This window comes from Moraxella sp. K02 (assembly GCF_041154755.1).
In the GTDB taxonomy this organism is placed as follows: domain Bacteria; phylum Pseudomonadota; class Gammaproteobacteria; order Pseudomonadales; family Moraxellaceae; genus Faucicola.
Genome location: NZ_AP031590.1, coordinates 875174 through 889467, shown reverse-complemented (window position 1 = coordinate 889467; position 14294 = coordinate 875174). Strand labels below are relative to the sequence as shown.

Here is a 14294-nt window from a genome sequence, read left to right as displayed (position 1 = left end):
TAGCTTTGAACTAAAATTGATATGGCGTTTTGATAAATCGTTTCAATGTCCACCTTTAAAATTTTTTAATTGTCAATTTTTTTTGATGATTGATGATGGCTGTATTCTCAATTATCACTTGGGTCAATAGCTTGCAAAATTCAACGTGTTACCTATCAAAAATTGACAATAAAAATGTAGATAAATTCATAAATCAACAAATTTTGGCTTAATGTATAACTTCCAAAGGGGTACACCTAATCAGTTTTACTGACTGAATTTAATGACTGAGTTTTTTTTTGTTGGCTGATATGCGTTTCCTTTTAATAGTTAATAGCAAATTAGTAGCATAGGAGCACCTTAGTTCTTTATCAGCCGCCTTGACCGTTATTTTTAAAAAATTACGTGAACTAAAGTTTAAGCCATAGCTAAAAATTGATACTAAAATTTTATGGACAATTATTAAAATTATATAATATTTTCAATGGTTTATTATAAGATGGCTTACATTACATTAACCTATCTACTACATGAATAGACAACAACCGTGCATGGCGCATGCTACTCTGCACAACATCGAATGAAAACGCCCCATAACATATCAGTTCGGTAGCGCTACTTTATTTGGTCAAATAACAGTCAAAAAACAACAACAGCAAAACAACAATTAGGAGTTATACCCATGCGCGCATTAACCTACCATGGTGCCAAAGATGTTCGAGTCGACAATGTGCCCGACCCAAAATTACAAGCTAAAGATGATATTATCTTAAAAGTTACCGCTACTGCCATTTGTGGCTCGGATTTACATTTATACCGTGGCAAAATCCCTGCGACCGAAGAAGGCGATATTTTTGGTCATGAATTTATGGGGGTTGTCGAAGAAGTGGGCGCTGACGTCACGGCGGTAAAAAAAGGCGATCGCGTGGTGATACCCTTTGTAATTGCCTGTGGTAGCTGCTTTTTTTGTCAAAATGATTTGATGGCAGCCTGTGAGACCACCAATGAGGGTCCAGGCGCGGCGATGAACAAAAAGCTTATTCCACCACCTTCGGCATTATTTGGTTTTAGTCATTTATATGGCGGTGTGCCGGGTGGGCAAGCAGAATATGTGCGTGTCCCAAAAGCCAATTTTGGTCCTTTTAAAGTCCCAGGCTCGCTGGCTGATGAAAAAGTGTTGTTCTTATCGGATATTTTGCCAACTGCATGGCAAGCGGTGACGAATGCCAATGTCACCAAAGGTTCGACTTTGGCTATCTATGGTGCAGGACCTGTGGGCTTGCTATCAGCCGCCTGCGCCAAAATGTTAGGTGCTGCACAAATATTTATCGTTGACCACAATGACTATCGTTTGCAATATGCACAAGATACGTATGGCGCGATTCCTGTTAATTTTGACAAAGTTGATGCCGCAGAAGCCATTATTGAGCAAACTGCGGGGCATCGTGGTGTCGATGCGGTGATTGATGCTGTTGGTTTTGAATCAAAAGGTAGCATAGTTGAAACGGTATTAACCACGCTTAAGCTTGAAGGCTCAAGTGGTGCGGCATTACGTCAGTGTATGGCAGCGGTACGCCGTGGTGGTACAGTCAGTATTCCTGGGGTGTATGCAGGTCCGATTCATGGTTTCTTGATGGGTGATGCGTTTGACAAAGGATTAACATTTAAAATGGGTCAAACCCATGTACATAAATACTTGCCACAACTGCTTGAACATATTGAAAATGGGGATTTATCGCCTGAAGCGATTATTACCCATCGTATGAATCTATCGGATGCAGCAAAAGGTTATGAAATCTTTGAAAAACGTGAAGAAGAGTGTCGAAAAGTGATTTTGACACCGTAATGTAACCTCATCATGGATAGATTTAGCATGGTTAATTTAGAATGATAAAATGAGCGTTAATCAGCTTGATACCATGATTAAGCATTCCATCACTAGCCCCTCACAACTTTTAGCCAATAATTTAGCCAAAGTTGTGCAAGGGGTTGGTGATTTTTTGCTATTGTTAGATATTGATGGGACGCTTAGTGAATTTCACCCCGATCCCCAACAAAGTTTTATCAGCCATGATAATTTAGCAATTTTAGCGCAGTTACAAAATCATTTACCCATTTGGCTGGTAACAGGGCGGTCGGTTGCCGACGCTAGACGTTTGACAGCGCCGTTAAAACTGCCTGTGATTGGTAGTCACGGTTTGCAATGCGATACTCTAATAAATAGCTATTCTTTGGTGGACATCGATTTAGCGCAGCTACAACAAATTATTCAAAGCGTCATTAACGCTACTGGTAATCATCCCCACTGGCGCATTGAGCAAAAACCTTTTGGTGTGGCACTGCATTTTCGTGAGCATCCCGAACTTGCCGATAAAGCTTTAACTATCATGCAAGCTATTGGGCATGATTTTAATGATTGGCAACTTAAAGCAGGCAAATGTGTGTATGAGCTATTGCCACAAGGGGTCGATAAAGGCAGTGCCATTAACCATGTTTTAAAACACTATCATCCTCATTGCCGTCCGATATTTATCGGCGATGATGTGACCGATGAAGCAGGATTTATTGCCGTACAAAGTTATGGTGATACCTCAAATAAGAAAGGTAGTGATATTAAAGGATTTGGTATCAAAGTCGGTTGTGAACCCACCCATGCACATTATTATGTGAGCGACATCTCAGCGGTTACCGCGTTACTTCAAGGATTATTAACCCTATGTCAAAGTTGATTGTGTTATCCAATCGGGTTAATTTACCTAATAAACAGTCACCTAAAGCTGTGGCAGGCGGGTTGGCAGTAGCACTTCAAGAAGCCCTTGCCAAAGATGGCGGTATTTGGGTCGGTTGGAATGGTCAAGTAGTGACAAATATCAGCGATAAGCCCGATACCGTCAACCAATTTGCGACTGAGCAGCACGACAAAGTCACCTATGTCACAACGGCTTTTTCACCCATGCAATATGAAAAATATTATTGTGGTTACGCCAATAATCGACTTTGGGCGGGGATGCATGACCGCACGGATTTGATTGTATCGAGTAGTGAAGATTTTAGCGTTTATCAAGCTGTCAATCGTATGTTTGCCAAACAGCTACAACAAATCGCGCAGCCTGACGATATGATTTGGATACAAGATTATCATTTTTTTGCGGTAGCAAGGCATTGCCGTGACTTAGGCATGAAACAGCGCATTGGCTTTTTTTTGCATATTCCATTTCCCCAGTTATGGGTATGGGATTTTTTGACTTATGGTCAAACGTTAATCCATCAATTACTCGATTACGATGTGGTTGGATTACAAACCCAACAAGATGCTCAAAATTGTGTCGCGGTGATTGAGCAGTTACTCCCCCACGCCATCCAAATTACCCAAACAAATGGGCGTACACTCATTACCCATGGCAATCATACCACCTTAATAAAAGCCTATCCGATTGGTATCAATCCTGTCCATATTCGCCATCTTGCCAGTCAACCGCTGTCAGACAAAGCCGTGTTAAAAAATCTCACTTCAACCATCACCACGATTTTAGCGGTGGAACGACTGGATTACACCAAAGGTATTCCCGAACGCTTACAAGCTTTTGCTGCCTTTTTGCAGCGTTATCCACAATATCTTGAGCGAATTCAGCTGTATCAAATTGCTTGCCCGTCCCGTCTTGATATTGAGACTTATCAACAGTTACGACAACAAGTGCATACCCTAGTTGAGCAAATCAATAGCCAATTTGCTACTGCCAGTTGGCAACCGATTATCTATCAAGAAGACCCCGTCAGTCATGACAATTTAATGCCGTTATTTAGGCAATGCCAAATTTGTTGGGTTAACTCGCTAAAAGATGGTATGAATTTGGTGGCAAAAGAATATATTGCCGCACAGGATGAACAAAACGCAGGGATTTTGATTTTGTCTAAAAATGCGGGGGCAGCGCATCAACTTCTGCAAGCTATCTTGGTCGACCCTACGACCAACGACAGCATGATAGAAGGCTTATATCAAGCGTTGACCATCACCAAACAACAACGGGAGCAACGTCACCAATCGCTACTACAGGGCATTTATGATACCGATATTGACACGTGGCGAGCGCATTTTTTGGCAGATTTAACCCACATGGATAAAACTCCATAACCCAATCACAGAGACAATAAAATAGACAACAAAACAGCCAATGAGAAACTCACAATGACACCAGTGTTGGATCATGCTTTACCTGCCGACTATCACCAATCGGACTTGAGTAAATTAATCACCGCTATTTTGCAAGACTTTCGCAGAACGATTGATACATCACCTAAACTAAGCGATACCGCTTATGTCACACAATTAAAGCAAACTTTGTCACAGTTGGTGCTTTTGTCCGCTCAAATTGCCTTGCCTGCTGACGGTCATACTTTACAGCGCTGGCAAGTATTGGCACAGGTTGCCGCTTGTGACTTGAACTTGGTCAAATTTTTTGAGTCGCATCTTGATGCGTTGGCGATTTTGGCAGAATTGGGCGTGGACGATATCGCTGAAGGCCTATGGGCAGTATGGGCAGCAGAAGGCGGTGATGAGCCACTGCGTTTTGATGGCGAAACATGCACGGGACAAAAACTGTGGTGTTCGGGTGCGACTTTTGTCGATCATGGCTTGGTTAGTTTCCGAGATGCCCAAAATAACGCCCAATTGCTGATGTTAACCATGAAGCAACCGCAAGTGACCATTGATGACAGCGGTTGGTATGCGGTAGGTATGCCCTACACGGCGACAGCCACGCTCCATCTAAAAGGCGCTAACGCCACCCAAGTCATGTCAAATGCGATTGCCAAAGGTAGCAGCCCTTATCTTGACCGCCCAGGGTTTTGGCAGGGTGCAGCAGGGGTAGCGGCTTGTTGGTATGGCGCGGCAGCCCAGTTGGCACAGTTTTTATTGGACAGTTATCAGCAAAAACCCCAAACCTTTAAAGCACTTTATCTTGGCGAAGTGTCGCAAGCACTCAGTGTCACCCAAGCGTACTTTCATCAGGTTGCGCAATTAATCGACAGTGAGCCTAGCCAAAATCATACACTCCCCATCCGTATCTTAAGAGCGCAAGTGGAGACTACCGCCATGCTAGTGCTTGAAAAAGTTGGTAAAGCCTTGGGCGCAACGCCTTATTGCAAAAACGCCCATTTTGCACGGCTATCGGCAGATTTATCGGTATTTATTCGTCAAACCCATGGTGCATTTGACAGTGAAGCGATTGGCAAATTGACTGCCGAACAGCTAAGTGATTTAGCAGGAGGAGTATGGCAACTGTAAATTCTCAATATGCCCCACTGCATCCGATTGTGGGTGACCGTTTAATTGCAGGCGACGGCACCTCTGCACAAGACTGGCAAGCCTGGCAGGGGTTAGATAGTCTCACCAGACTGGATATATCGACCCATTTCCCTACCCATCGGCGCGTGTGTATTTTTGCGCCGCACCCAGATGATGAGATTTTGGGCTGTGGGGGACTGCTGCAAGCGTTGGTGGCTCAAGGCAATCAGGTATTGATTGTTAGTGTTACCCAGGGCGAGAAAAGCCACCCTAACTCACCGCTGTATCCGACTGACAAACTGGCAAAAATCCGAGCACTTGAAAGCCAGCTTGCACTTGAAACGCTGGGTAGCAGTTTGGATTTGCCCAATGTGTCGATGATAAGCTTGAATTTTCCTGATGGCGAAATTTTTGGGCGGCAAGCGGATTTTTTTGACAAATTAACATCGCTGATTCAGCCCGATGATATTTTAATTACCCCATTTGCGTACGATGGTCATCCCGACCATGAAGGCACTGGGCAAGTGGTACAGCGTTTTGCCCATGAGTTTAAAAGCCGCCTAAATTTGACCTGCTATCAAGTGCTGATTTGGGCATGGCATTGGGCAAAGCCCGGCGATAGCCGTATTCTCTGGCACAAGGCATGGCGATTTGATTTAAGCGAATTACAGGCGCAGCGAAAAAGTTATGCCATGCGCTGTTTTAGCAGTCAAATCTATGCTGACCCAACAACGGGAACAGCGCCTATTTTGTCAGATACCACGTTAACTAGGCTTAGCCAACCATTTGAGGTATATCTTCATGACTGATGTGTCAGCGTATTTTGCCCGAATTTATGCCGATAGTAGCGACCCTTGGCAATATGAAAAACGCTGGTATGAAGTACGAAAACGCGCGATTTGCTTGTCATTATTGCCCTATCCGCATTTTGCCAAGGCGATTGAACTTGGCTGTAGCAATGGCGTATTTAGTGAGCAGTTAGCCCAGCGCTGCGATTATTTGAGGTGTGTGGATGGGCAACTTGAGGCAGTCAAACTTGCCAGTGAGCGTCTGCAAGAAAAGGCGCATGTGCAAGTTGTGCAAGGTTTGATACCGCAGGATTTGCCCAGTGAGCGATTTGATTTGATTGTGGTCAGTGAGATTTTATACTACTTGGCGCCTGACGCACTGACCGAAGTCATTGCTTGGCTCAACACCGCATTAACCGACAATGGCGTGATTTTAGCTTGTCATTGGCGCTATCCGATTGACGGGTTTCAACTGACAGGCGAAACAGTCCACGACAATTTGCAACAACAGCTGCACTACCGTCAGCAAAGTCATGTAATTGACCAAGATTTTTTGTTGACCATTTGGCAAGCCAATCACCAAAGCCTTGCCAAGCAAGAAAATCTAGTGGAATAACTGAGAAAAACATCATGGCAAATACTCCAATCTCACAGCGGCTACCCAAAAAAATCGGCATAGTCATCCCTGCCCATAATGAAGCCGATAGTATCAGCGCGTGTTTGGATGCGATAAAACAGGCGATTGCTCAGCTATCAAGCGACATAGCGGTACAAACGGTGGTCGTGCTAGATAGCTGTGATGATGATACCTTATCAAAAGTGCAAAATGCTCACGTAGATTGGCTGCGCTGTGAGTTTCGCTGTGTGGGTAAAGTCAGGGATTTGGGCGTGCGCTACTTGATTGAGCAAGGGGCGGATTGGATTGCTTGCACCGATGCCGATAGTATGGTGGAAGCTGATTGGTTAATGGCACAAATCAAACACCTAAAAGCCGAACCCACAGCTATGCCCACAGCCATGATATGTGGCGTAGTGAGTATCGATTGTTGGGATGCGTTGTCAGAGCTTACCAAACAGCAATACCTCGCCCATTATCAAGATTGTATGAATCATCGCCATATTCATGGGGCAAATTTGAGCTTTGCCAGTCAAGATTATCTGGCGGTGGGTGGTTTTGATGAATTAACTTGCCATGAAGATGTTCGTTTGGTCAAAAAATTTGAGCAAGCCAATTTACCCATTATTTGGAGTAATTTGGTACGCGTGGTGACTAGCAGTCGCCTTGATGCTCGTGCTGAAGAAGGGTTTGCCCATTTTTTAAGGGGTCTAGAGAATCAGCCCTTGTTTTAAATGAGAATCAGCCTTCAGCTTAAATGAAAACCAGCCTTTGAATGAAATAAAGGTAAAAATTTGGGTTTAACACCGTTCACTTACAAAACTCTTGTGATATTCCTTGCTATCTGCCGGTATTACTATATACTGGACAACAGCTAGAAAGCAGTCAGAAGTTTCAATCGCATTACATTAAGTCTATTCTAAGTTCGTTTCCATTACGCTTGTGTCCTAGATTTTAAGTGAATCGTGTATCAAAACTGCCGCAATTCTTTCATACCGAATAGAATCGTGTTGTGGCTTAGTTCCAGCTTTAGGGTCAGATGACCACTTTTAAAATCTATCTAATCAAGGACAATCCTATGTCAAATACTGTAAACGGCACCGTAAAATGGTTTAACGAATCAAAAGGCTTTGGCTTTATCGAACAAGACAATGGCGGCAAAGACGTTTTCGCACATTATAGCCAAATCGCAAGCTCAGGTTTCAAAACCTTAGCGGAAGGTCAACGTGTATCTTTCGTTGTGACCCAAGGTCAAAAAGGCGACCAAGCTAGCAATATCGTTGCTATCTAAGGTTAGCTAAGACTACTATCGTAAATAGTTTGATATCATGACTGCGTGAATAACGCTTTATTGATTAGCCATTTGCATCGATATCAAAAAAATAGATATCAAAAAAGCGCTTATTTATTATAAGCGCTTTTTTTGTGTTTTGTGCTCACCCAACTCTTTGGCTAACTCGGCTGACCATTTGTGGGCTGCTATGTACGGTTAAAAAAGGTTATGGTGCATCCACTTTACGTTTTTTTTGTAGTTTGCGCTGTAGTGTGCGCCGGTGCATTTTTAGCACCCTCGCGGCTTCACTGATATTGCCTTGGCATTCATCTAATACTTGGTGGATGTATTCCCATTCGTGATGTTCAAGTGACAAACGTTCATCTGTTGTACTACTTAGTGACTTTGTAGGGGCTACTACGATGTCCAATACTTTATAGATTTCATCCAGGCTGCACGGCTTAGGCAAATAATGATACGCGCCCAATTTGACCGCACTGACGGCGGTAGCAATACTGGCATAGCCGGTAAGCATTAGAATTTTGGCGGTGGGAGTAATAGCGAGTAATGGCTCAATCAGATGAATGCCGTTGTCATCACCGATATTGAGATCCAATATAATAAACTTGGGTAACTGCTTCTTTGCCAGTTGTAGCGCGCTATTGGCATTGGTGGCAGTCAATACCTGATTGCCCTGCTTTTCCAATGACTTTTTTAAAATACGGCAAAACACCTCATCATCATCAATGATAAGCCATGTCTCTGCTAACAGGGGTGGGTGTTGCAACCTAGTCTCCTACAATAAACTGGCGGGCGCATGAATTACTGGTAACGTTATCTTCACGCACGTACCTGAATCATTTAATCTTTTTTTCGGGGGTGAATTTTGCTTATTGGTCATCTCAAGGTGTCCGCCAACATATTCTATAACTGTTTTGGCAATCGTCAAGCCAAGCCCTAAGCCATGATCAGATTCGATAGCAGTTTGGTGTTGGATACGCTGTATCATGTTACTGTCTATACCCTGTCCGTTGTCTTCAATAATAATCATCACGTTTTGAGCAAGCTGTACGCTAATATCAACCCCTGTGGCTTGTGCCTGCATGGCATTATTGAGCATATTCATCACAATAGAATACAGCTGTTCTTCACTCAAGGGGACAGCTATCGGTTGTGGTGGTACATTAAGCAATACTTCAACATGGCGGTTGATAAATTGCCAATCATTGACGACTTTGGGCAGTAACATTTGTAAATTTGATGACGTTACCCATGCCAATGGCTGAGATTGCGCTGGCGGCAGCGCATTGGATTGGATGTGGGATTTGAGCTTGTGCAGCGATTGGCGGCAGACGTCGATTTGTGACTGTAACAGTTTAATGTCATCCAATAACTCATCGTCTTCATCTAATTGCTGGGCAATGTCATCGCTCAGTAATTGCATCGACGCAATCGGCGTGCTCATCTCATGGGCGATATTGGCAGCAAGACTACTGATAGCAAGCAACCGACGTTGTTGGTGAATGGCTTGCTGTGCTTGCTCAAGCGCCTGATAACTGTGGCTCATCGCTTGTTTAAAATAAACCGTTAAGGCAGTTAACATGATTGCCGCGAAAATAAACACCCCAAACATACCCAGTAAATGGAGTTTTTGACCCACCCCATGATCATGGTGGCTAAGGGTCAGCGGCACATAACAATACCATAACAGCGTATATAGCCCAACTGACAGCACCGACAAGCTGATGATGTGCACGGTTCGCATCACCATAGACGCCACGGCAATCACCGTCAAAAATAAGGTAATCAACGGATTGGCTGCACCACCTGAATAATAAATAAAGGCTGACCATGCCAGTAAATCCCCGATAAAACCCGCCAACATGAGCCAAGAGTGTTGGGGGTTAAAGTGTCGAATAACCAATAGGCGTCTAGTCAGCTCAACGCTGACCCCATAAATAATGGTAATCGTGAGCAGATGATTGATTTGCTGTTTGGCAACGCCCCATTGGTCGGCACAAATCAGGGCGGCGACCATAATAGCTAACCAGGTATAGCGAGCAATCATGGGGGCTTTTGCGACGTTCTTGATGGCTTGATGCATGGACAAACTTTTGACGTACCATAAAACAAGATTTTAGCATGAAGCAGCCGCACTTTGAGCAAACTTTGAGCGAATTAACGTGTCAAAAATAAATCTCAATACTAGGATAACCATCAATGCACCAAAAGTTTTCTCTTTAAACCCTATGGATGATGGCATAATTTTTTTAATGTTAATTTTTAAAACTTTAAAGTGTGCTTATTTGCTGATTCAGTTACAATCAGATAAAGGCTCACTTTATGTTTGTAATCAAAAATTTATTTGAGTGCCAACTCACAGCTATCTTTGACGCTTTACAAATAGATGAGAAATGTGCCGTGGTCAATTTTCCTCAAAGTGCTAAGAATTTAACCGTTACCCTATTAATCAGTAGCCTGCTGTTGCTAGGTTGTCAAAAAATGAATGCCAAAGAAAACGCTAGCTCTGCGCGTGATGCTAGCAAAGCGGATGTATTGCCGACTGATACGTTAGCGACCTTAGAAGGTTTGAGCCAAATCAATCCCAAATTAGGCAAAATGGGTCGTCATGTGATTGACCCCAACAAGCCAACTGTGGTGAAATTTTGGGCAAGCTGGTGCCCGCTGTGTTTGGCAACGCTCCAAGAAAGCGACGCATGGGCAAAGCAGTATCCCAATATGAATGTCGTCAGCGTGGTCAGTCCAGGTCATTTGAGTGAAAAATCCCCCAAAGATTTTCAAACTTGGTACACAGTGCTTGCCAAACACTATGCTAACCTACCGGTGCTTATGGATAACAATGGAAAGCTGATTAAACAATTTGGCGTGCAAGTCTATCCCAGTTTTGCGATTTTGGATAAACAAGGTAATTTATTAAAACTGGTCAAAGGCAATCTTACCCCCGCACAAATACAAGCCTTGTCAGACAATGCTAGCAACGACTTTGCAGAGCTAAAAGCCCTGAATCAAGCAAAAATTCCGCCTAGCCAGACTGACCAAGCTGATGAGCAGGCTAATAACCAAACTAACAAACAAGTTGCTAGCATCAAGGCTTTAGCACCGATTAACCATAACGGTGTGTATTATCAAGCAGATGGTAAAACCCCGATTCGCACGCGTACTATCTATCTGGCGGGGGGCTGTTTTTGGGGGCTAGAGGCCTATATGGAGCGCGTGGATGGCGTGGTTGATGCGATATCAGGTTATGCCAATGGCAATAGCGCCAGCCCCAGCTATGAGCAGGTAATAGCAGGCTCAGGACACGCAGAAACCGTCAAAGTTATCTATGATATCGATAAAACCAATCTTGCGACCCTCTTGGCGTACTATGTGCGAGTGATTGACCCGACCAGTCTCAACAAACAAGGCAATGATCGCGGGGCGCAATATCGTACCGGCATTTATTATACCGATGCCAATGATAAGCCAATCATTGATAAAACCCTTGCCGATTTGGCAAAAAAATATCCGCAAAAAATCGTGGTAGAAAATAAACCCTTGGCGAATTTTTATGACGCAGAAAATTATCACCAAGATTATCTGAGCAAAAACCCCAATGGCTACTGCCATATTGATATTAGCCTTGCCAATCAAAAAATCCCCGTTATCAAAGCCTTAGCGCCTGCCACGACAGTCACCGAGGCGCTCAATCCTACCCGCTATCAAAACTACGATAAAAATGTAAAAAGTCGGTTAACTCAAGCGCAGTATGACGTCACCCAAAACGCAGCTACAGAGCGCGCTTTTAGCCATCAATATGACCATTTGTTTGCTAAAGGTGTATATGTGGATATCGTCAGTGGCGAGCCTTTGTTTTTATCCACGGATAAATATGATTCGGGGTGTGGCTGGCCGAGTTTTACCAAACCCATTAGCGCAAACGTCATTACCACCTCAACCGATAGCAGTTTTAACATGACACGAACGGAAGTGCGCTCACGGGTCGCCAACTCACATTTGGGGCATGTGTTTGATGATGGTCCCAAGGATAAAGGCGGATTACGCTATTGCATCAATGGCGATGCGCTACAGTTTATCGCGTTGGCAGACATGCAAGCCGCAGGCTATGGTGCACTTATGCCTTTGGTCAAATAGCCAGTCAACTAGGCAGCACGTTGACTGGTAACGGTATTAAAACGCTTTGACAAGCCATCAGCTGCCAAGGCGTTTTTAATAAGGCGTTTTTGATTATGCTGAGAGTTTAAAATTTTTTTAAAAATGCGCTTATAAAAATTTGGTCATCACCCTGAGCGGCAATATTTTCATACCAATCCCAATCGGTAGCCAAGGCCATGCCGGGACAAAGGCTTCATCCACTTTGGCTTCAATTGCTTCGACAATCGCTTCGACGCCCTCTTCTTCTGTACTTTCAAACGGCAAATATTTGGCACCGATATTAAGCTCAGTACGGATATACCCAGGGTAAATCGTGGTGACAGTAATCGGACGTTTTTCCTGCATCATATCAGCGCGAATGCCTTCGGCTAAATTTGCCAGTCCCGCTTTGGCAGCGGCATAGGTGGTAAGATGACGGGGCAAACCGCGCACCGCTGACATACTTGAGATGACCACCAACTGACCGCTGTTTTGCTGGCGAAAAATCTTCATCGCCGCCTCACACTGGGCAATCGCCGCGATAAAATTGACTTCAGCGGTATGGCGATTGGTCTCAAAGCGTCCATGACCAATGACGCGGCTATCGCCCACCCCTGCATTGACGATAACTTTATCAATCGTTTTACCTCGGGTTTTGCAGTCACTCACAAAGCTATCAAATACCGTAAAAATCTGATTATAATCGGTTACATCCAAAGTTTTGACAGAGACTTTGACAGGGTACTTGCTTTCAATGTCTTGCTTTAACGCATTTAATCGCTCTTCTCGTCTGGCGCAAATTGCCAAATCATAGCCTAGATAAGCAAATCGGCGTGCCATCATCGCCCCAATCCCTGAGCTGGCACCGGTAATCAATACGGTTTTGCCTTGACCGATACCTTGTAGCTCTGCTAATGAACGGCGATTGACCAGTTTGTTCATCACAAATTGACCGTACTTATCAATTTTTTGTAGCGCGTTTTCAAGTTTTTTCATCGTTTGGTTGCCTGTACCACTCAGTTATCGTAACAATAAATAAAAAATCATCAAAGAGTCGCTGATTTTATCATTACGACCCTTGTTTAGCCTACTGCAAATATCGCTATAGGCGTTAAATACATAAGATAAACAAGGATGGCGATAGGGTTAACGATGACTGACACCCTTTAGCCCTTCATACTCATTATTTTTTATAACCGCCTTCTACTCGGTGATGTCAAATCTGTCGCCAAACGCAAATATACAGGCTGGCAATGCGCTATATTAGGACGCCCTATATCAAGACACCCAATGTGAAGACAAAAAAAACCCAAATTAGCGCAAGGTCTCATCTGGGTTTTTTACGACTTTTTGGTTTATGCCAAACCATTGACCCATGTCAGTGGGGCGTTTCTCATCCAATCACTCATCAGTGTCCACGGTTGTTCAGGGACGCACGCTTCATCAGGCTCACCTTCAATCGCAATTGCCAATGCTTTGGTGCCGATTTCTTCACTCACTTCAAAGGGTAACGGTTTAGCGCCTTCGTTAATCTCAGTGCGTATATACCCTGGATATATCGTTGACACTTTAATCGGTAAATCAGAGAGCAGCATATCGGCGCGAATCCCTTCAGCAAGCTGTGCAATCGCTGATTTACTTGCCGCGTACACTGACATATGTTTTGGCAGACCACGGAACGCCGACATACTTGAGATCACCACCAAATGACCGCTATTTTGGGCGCGAAAAATTTCCATCGCCGCTTCACACTGGGCAAGACCTGAGATAAAATTGATTTCGGCAGTTTTGCGATTAATCTCAAAATTACCCTTGCCAATACGGCGACCCTCGCCGACCCCTGCATTGATGATGATACGATCAAGCTTGCCAAACTCTTGGGCAAATTCATGAAACACTTTAAAAACCTGCGCATAATCAGTCACATCGAGTGCCTTGACACTGACTTTAACCGTCGGACTATCCGCTAATAGGTTGGCTTTGAGTTGTTCTAGGCGTTCGGTGCGGCGCGCACAAATTGCCAAATTATAGCCCATGCGAGCAAAATGGGTCGCCATGCCTGCCCCCAGCCCCGAGCTTGCGCCAGTAATCAAAATGGTTTTACCCTTACCCACTTGGTTATCTATAAAAGAGGATAAGTCAGTGTTGGGGGGTGTCATTGTAGTTTGAACTTGCTGCAGTAATTCCGGTAGTGTTTGC

The 14294-nt window shown here is 44.0% G+C and carries 13 protein-coding genes; 9 read left to right on the top strand and 4 right to left on the bottom strand.

Translation table 11 applies throughout. The annotated features are described in order from the left end of the window. Positions 1-661: 661 nt before the first annotated feature. The 8 genes from ACAM39_RS04125 (at position 662) to ACAM39_RS04090 (ending at position 7958) form a co-directional block, all read left to right on the top strand. Positions 662-1825 carry a zinc-dependent alcohol dehydrogenase gene (locus tag ACAM39_RS04125; RefSeq protein WP_369628311.1) on the top strand — a complete coding sequence of 388 codons (1164 nt, stop codon included), beginning with the start codon at positions 662-664 and terminating at the stop codon, positions 1823-1825. A 49-nt stretch (positions 1826-1874) separates the two neighbouring features. Beyond that, positions 1875-2708, top strand: a complete 834-nt coding sequence (gene otsB / locus ACAM39_RS04120) for a trehalose-phosphatase (protein ID WP_369628310.1) — start codon at positions 1875-1877, stop codon at positions 2706-2708. Next, complete coding sequence (locus tag ACAM39_RS04115; RefSeq protein ID WP_369628309.1) at positions 2696-4111, top strand: alpha,alpha-trehalose-phosphate synthase (UDP-forming); 1416 nt, start codon at positions 2696-2698, stop codon at positions 4109-4111. The genes otsB and ACAM39_RS04115 overlap by 13 nt, the downstream gene beginning before the upstream one ends. 54 nt (positions 4112-4165) lie before the next feature. Continuing rightward, entirely contained in the window at positions 4166-5263 is a 1098-nt protein-coding gene (locus ACAM39_RS04110) for an acyl-CoA dehydrogenase (protein ID WP_369628308.1), read from the top strand. Continuing rightward, positions 5251-6072, top strand: a complete 822-nt coding sequence (locus ACAM39_RS04105) for a PIG-L deacetylase family protein (RefSeq protein ID WP_369628307.1) — start codon at positions 5251-5253, stop codon at positions 6070-6072. Before ACAM39_RS04110 ends, ACAM39_RS04105 begins: the two co-directional genes overlap by 13 nt. Then, the gene (locus ACAM39_RS04100; protein ID WP_060994691.1) at positions 6065-6667 is read left to right on the top strand and encodes a class I SAM-dependent DNA methyltransferase; all 603 of its coding nucleotides are present in this window, start codon (positions 6065-6067) and stop codon (positions 6665-6667) included. Before ACAM39_RS04105 ends, ACAM39_RS04100 begins: the two co-directional genes overlap by 8 nt. A 14-nt stretch (positions 6668-6681) precedes the next feature. Then, the gene (locus ACAM39_RS04095) at positions 6682-7401 is read left to right on the top strand and encodes a glycosyltransferase family 2 protein (RefSeq protein WP_369628306.1); all 720 of its coding nucleotides are present in this window, start codon (positions 6682-6684) and stop codon (positions 7399-7401) included. Between the two features lie 344 nt (positions 7402-7745). After that, the gene (locus tag ACAM39_RS04090) at positions 7746-7958 is read left to right on the top strand and encodes a cold-shock protein (RefSeq protein WP_050324216.1); all 213 of its coding nucleotides are present in this window, start codon (positions 7746-7748) and stop codon (positions 7956-7958) included. Positions 7959-8166: 208 nt separating this feature from the next. On the opposite strand, the gene ACAM39_RS04085 is transcribed toward ACAM39_RS04090, so the two are convergent. Both ACAM39_RS04085 and ACAM39_RS04080 read right to left on the bottom strand, forming a co-directional pair. Further along, entirely contained in the window at positions 8167-8727 is a 561-nt protein-coding gene (locus tag ACAM39_RS04085; protein WP_369628305.1) for a response regulator transcription factor, read from the bottom strand. A 9-nt stretch (positions 8728-8736) separates the two neighbouring features. After that, a complete protein-coding gene (locus ACAM39_RS04080) occupies positions 8737-10044 on the bottom strand; it encodes a sensor histidine kinase (RefSeq protein WP_369628304.1) in 1308 nt (435 codons plus the stop codon). 239 nt (positions 10045-10283) lie between these two features. Here ACAM39_RS04080 and msrAB point away from each other — a divergent pair, with 239 nt between their 5' ends. Then, complete coding sequence (msrAB, locus tag ACAM39_RS04075) at positions 10284-12095, top strand: bifunctional peptide-methionine (S)-S-oxide reductase MsrA/peptide-methionine (R)-S-oxide reductase MsrB (protein WP_369628303.1); 1812 nt, start codon at positions 10284-10286, stop codon at positions 12093-12095. Between the two features lie 129 nt (positions 12096-12224). On the opposite strand, the gene ACAM39_RS04070 is transcribed toward msrAB, so the two are convergent. Beyond that, the gene (locus tag ACAM39_RS04070; RefSeq protein WP_369628571.1) at positions 12225-13037 is read right to left on the bottom strand and encodes an SDR family oxidoreductase; all 813 of its coding nucleotides are present in this window, start codon (positions 13035-13037) and stop codon (positions 12225-12227) included. 413 nt (positions 13038-13450) lie between these two features. Continuing rightward, positions 13451-14254, bottom strand: coding sequence for an SDR family oxidoreductase (locus ACAM39_RS04065; RefSeq protein WP_369628570.1), 804 nt, complete (start codon positions 14252-14254; stop codon positions 13451-13453). Positions 14255-14294: the final 40 nt, after the last annotated feature.

Coding starts and splice junctions, on each gene's coding strand:
- ACAM39_RS04125 (WP_369628311.1), top strand. CDS start 662: ATGCGCGCATTAACCTACCATGGTGCCAAAGATGTTCGAGTCGACAAT.
- otsB (WP_369628310.1), top strand. CDS start 1,875: ATGAGCGTTAATCAGCTTGATACCATGATTAAGCATTCCATCACTAGC.
- ACAM39_RS04115 (WP_369628309.1), top strand. CDS start 2,696: ATGTCAAAGTTGATTGTGTTATCCAATCGGGTTAATTTACCTAATAAA.
- ACAM39_RS04110 (WP_369628308.1), top strand. CDS start 4,166: ATGACACCAGTGTTGGATCATGCTTTACCTGCCGACTATCACCAATCG.
- ACAM39_RS04105 (WP_369628307.1), top strand. CDS start 5,251: ATGGCAACTGTAAATTCTCAATATGCCCCACTGCATCCGATTGTGGGT.
- ACAM39_RS04100 (WP_060994691.1), top strand. CDS start 6,065: ATGACTGATGTGTCAGCGTATTTTGCCCGAATTTATGCCGATAGTAGC.
- ACAM39_RS04095 (WP_369628306.1), top strand. CDS start 6,682: ATGGCAAATACTCCAATCTCACAGCGGCTACCCAAAAAAATCGGCATA.
- ACAM39_RS04090 (WP_050324216.1), top strand. CDS start 7,746: ATGTCAAATACTGTAAACGGCACCGTAAAATGGTTTAACGAATCAAAA.
- ACAM39_RS04080 (WP_369628304.1), bottom strand. CDS start 10,044: ATGCATCAAGCCATCAAGAACGTCGCAAAAGCCCCCATGATTGCTCGC.
- msrAB (WP_369628303.1), top strand. CDS start 10,284: ATGTTTGTAATCAAAAATTTATTTGAGTGCCAACTCACAGCTATCTTT.
- ACAM39_RS04070 (WP_369628571.1), bottom strand. CDS start 13,037: ATGAACAAACTGGTCAATCGCCGTTCATTAGCAGAGCTACAAGGTATC.
- ACAM39_RS04065 (WP_369628570.1), bottom strand. CDS start 14,254: ATGACACCCCCCAACACTGACTTATCCTCTTTTATAGATAACCAAGTG.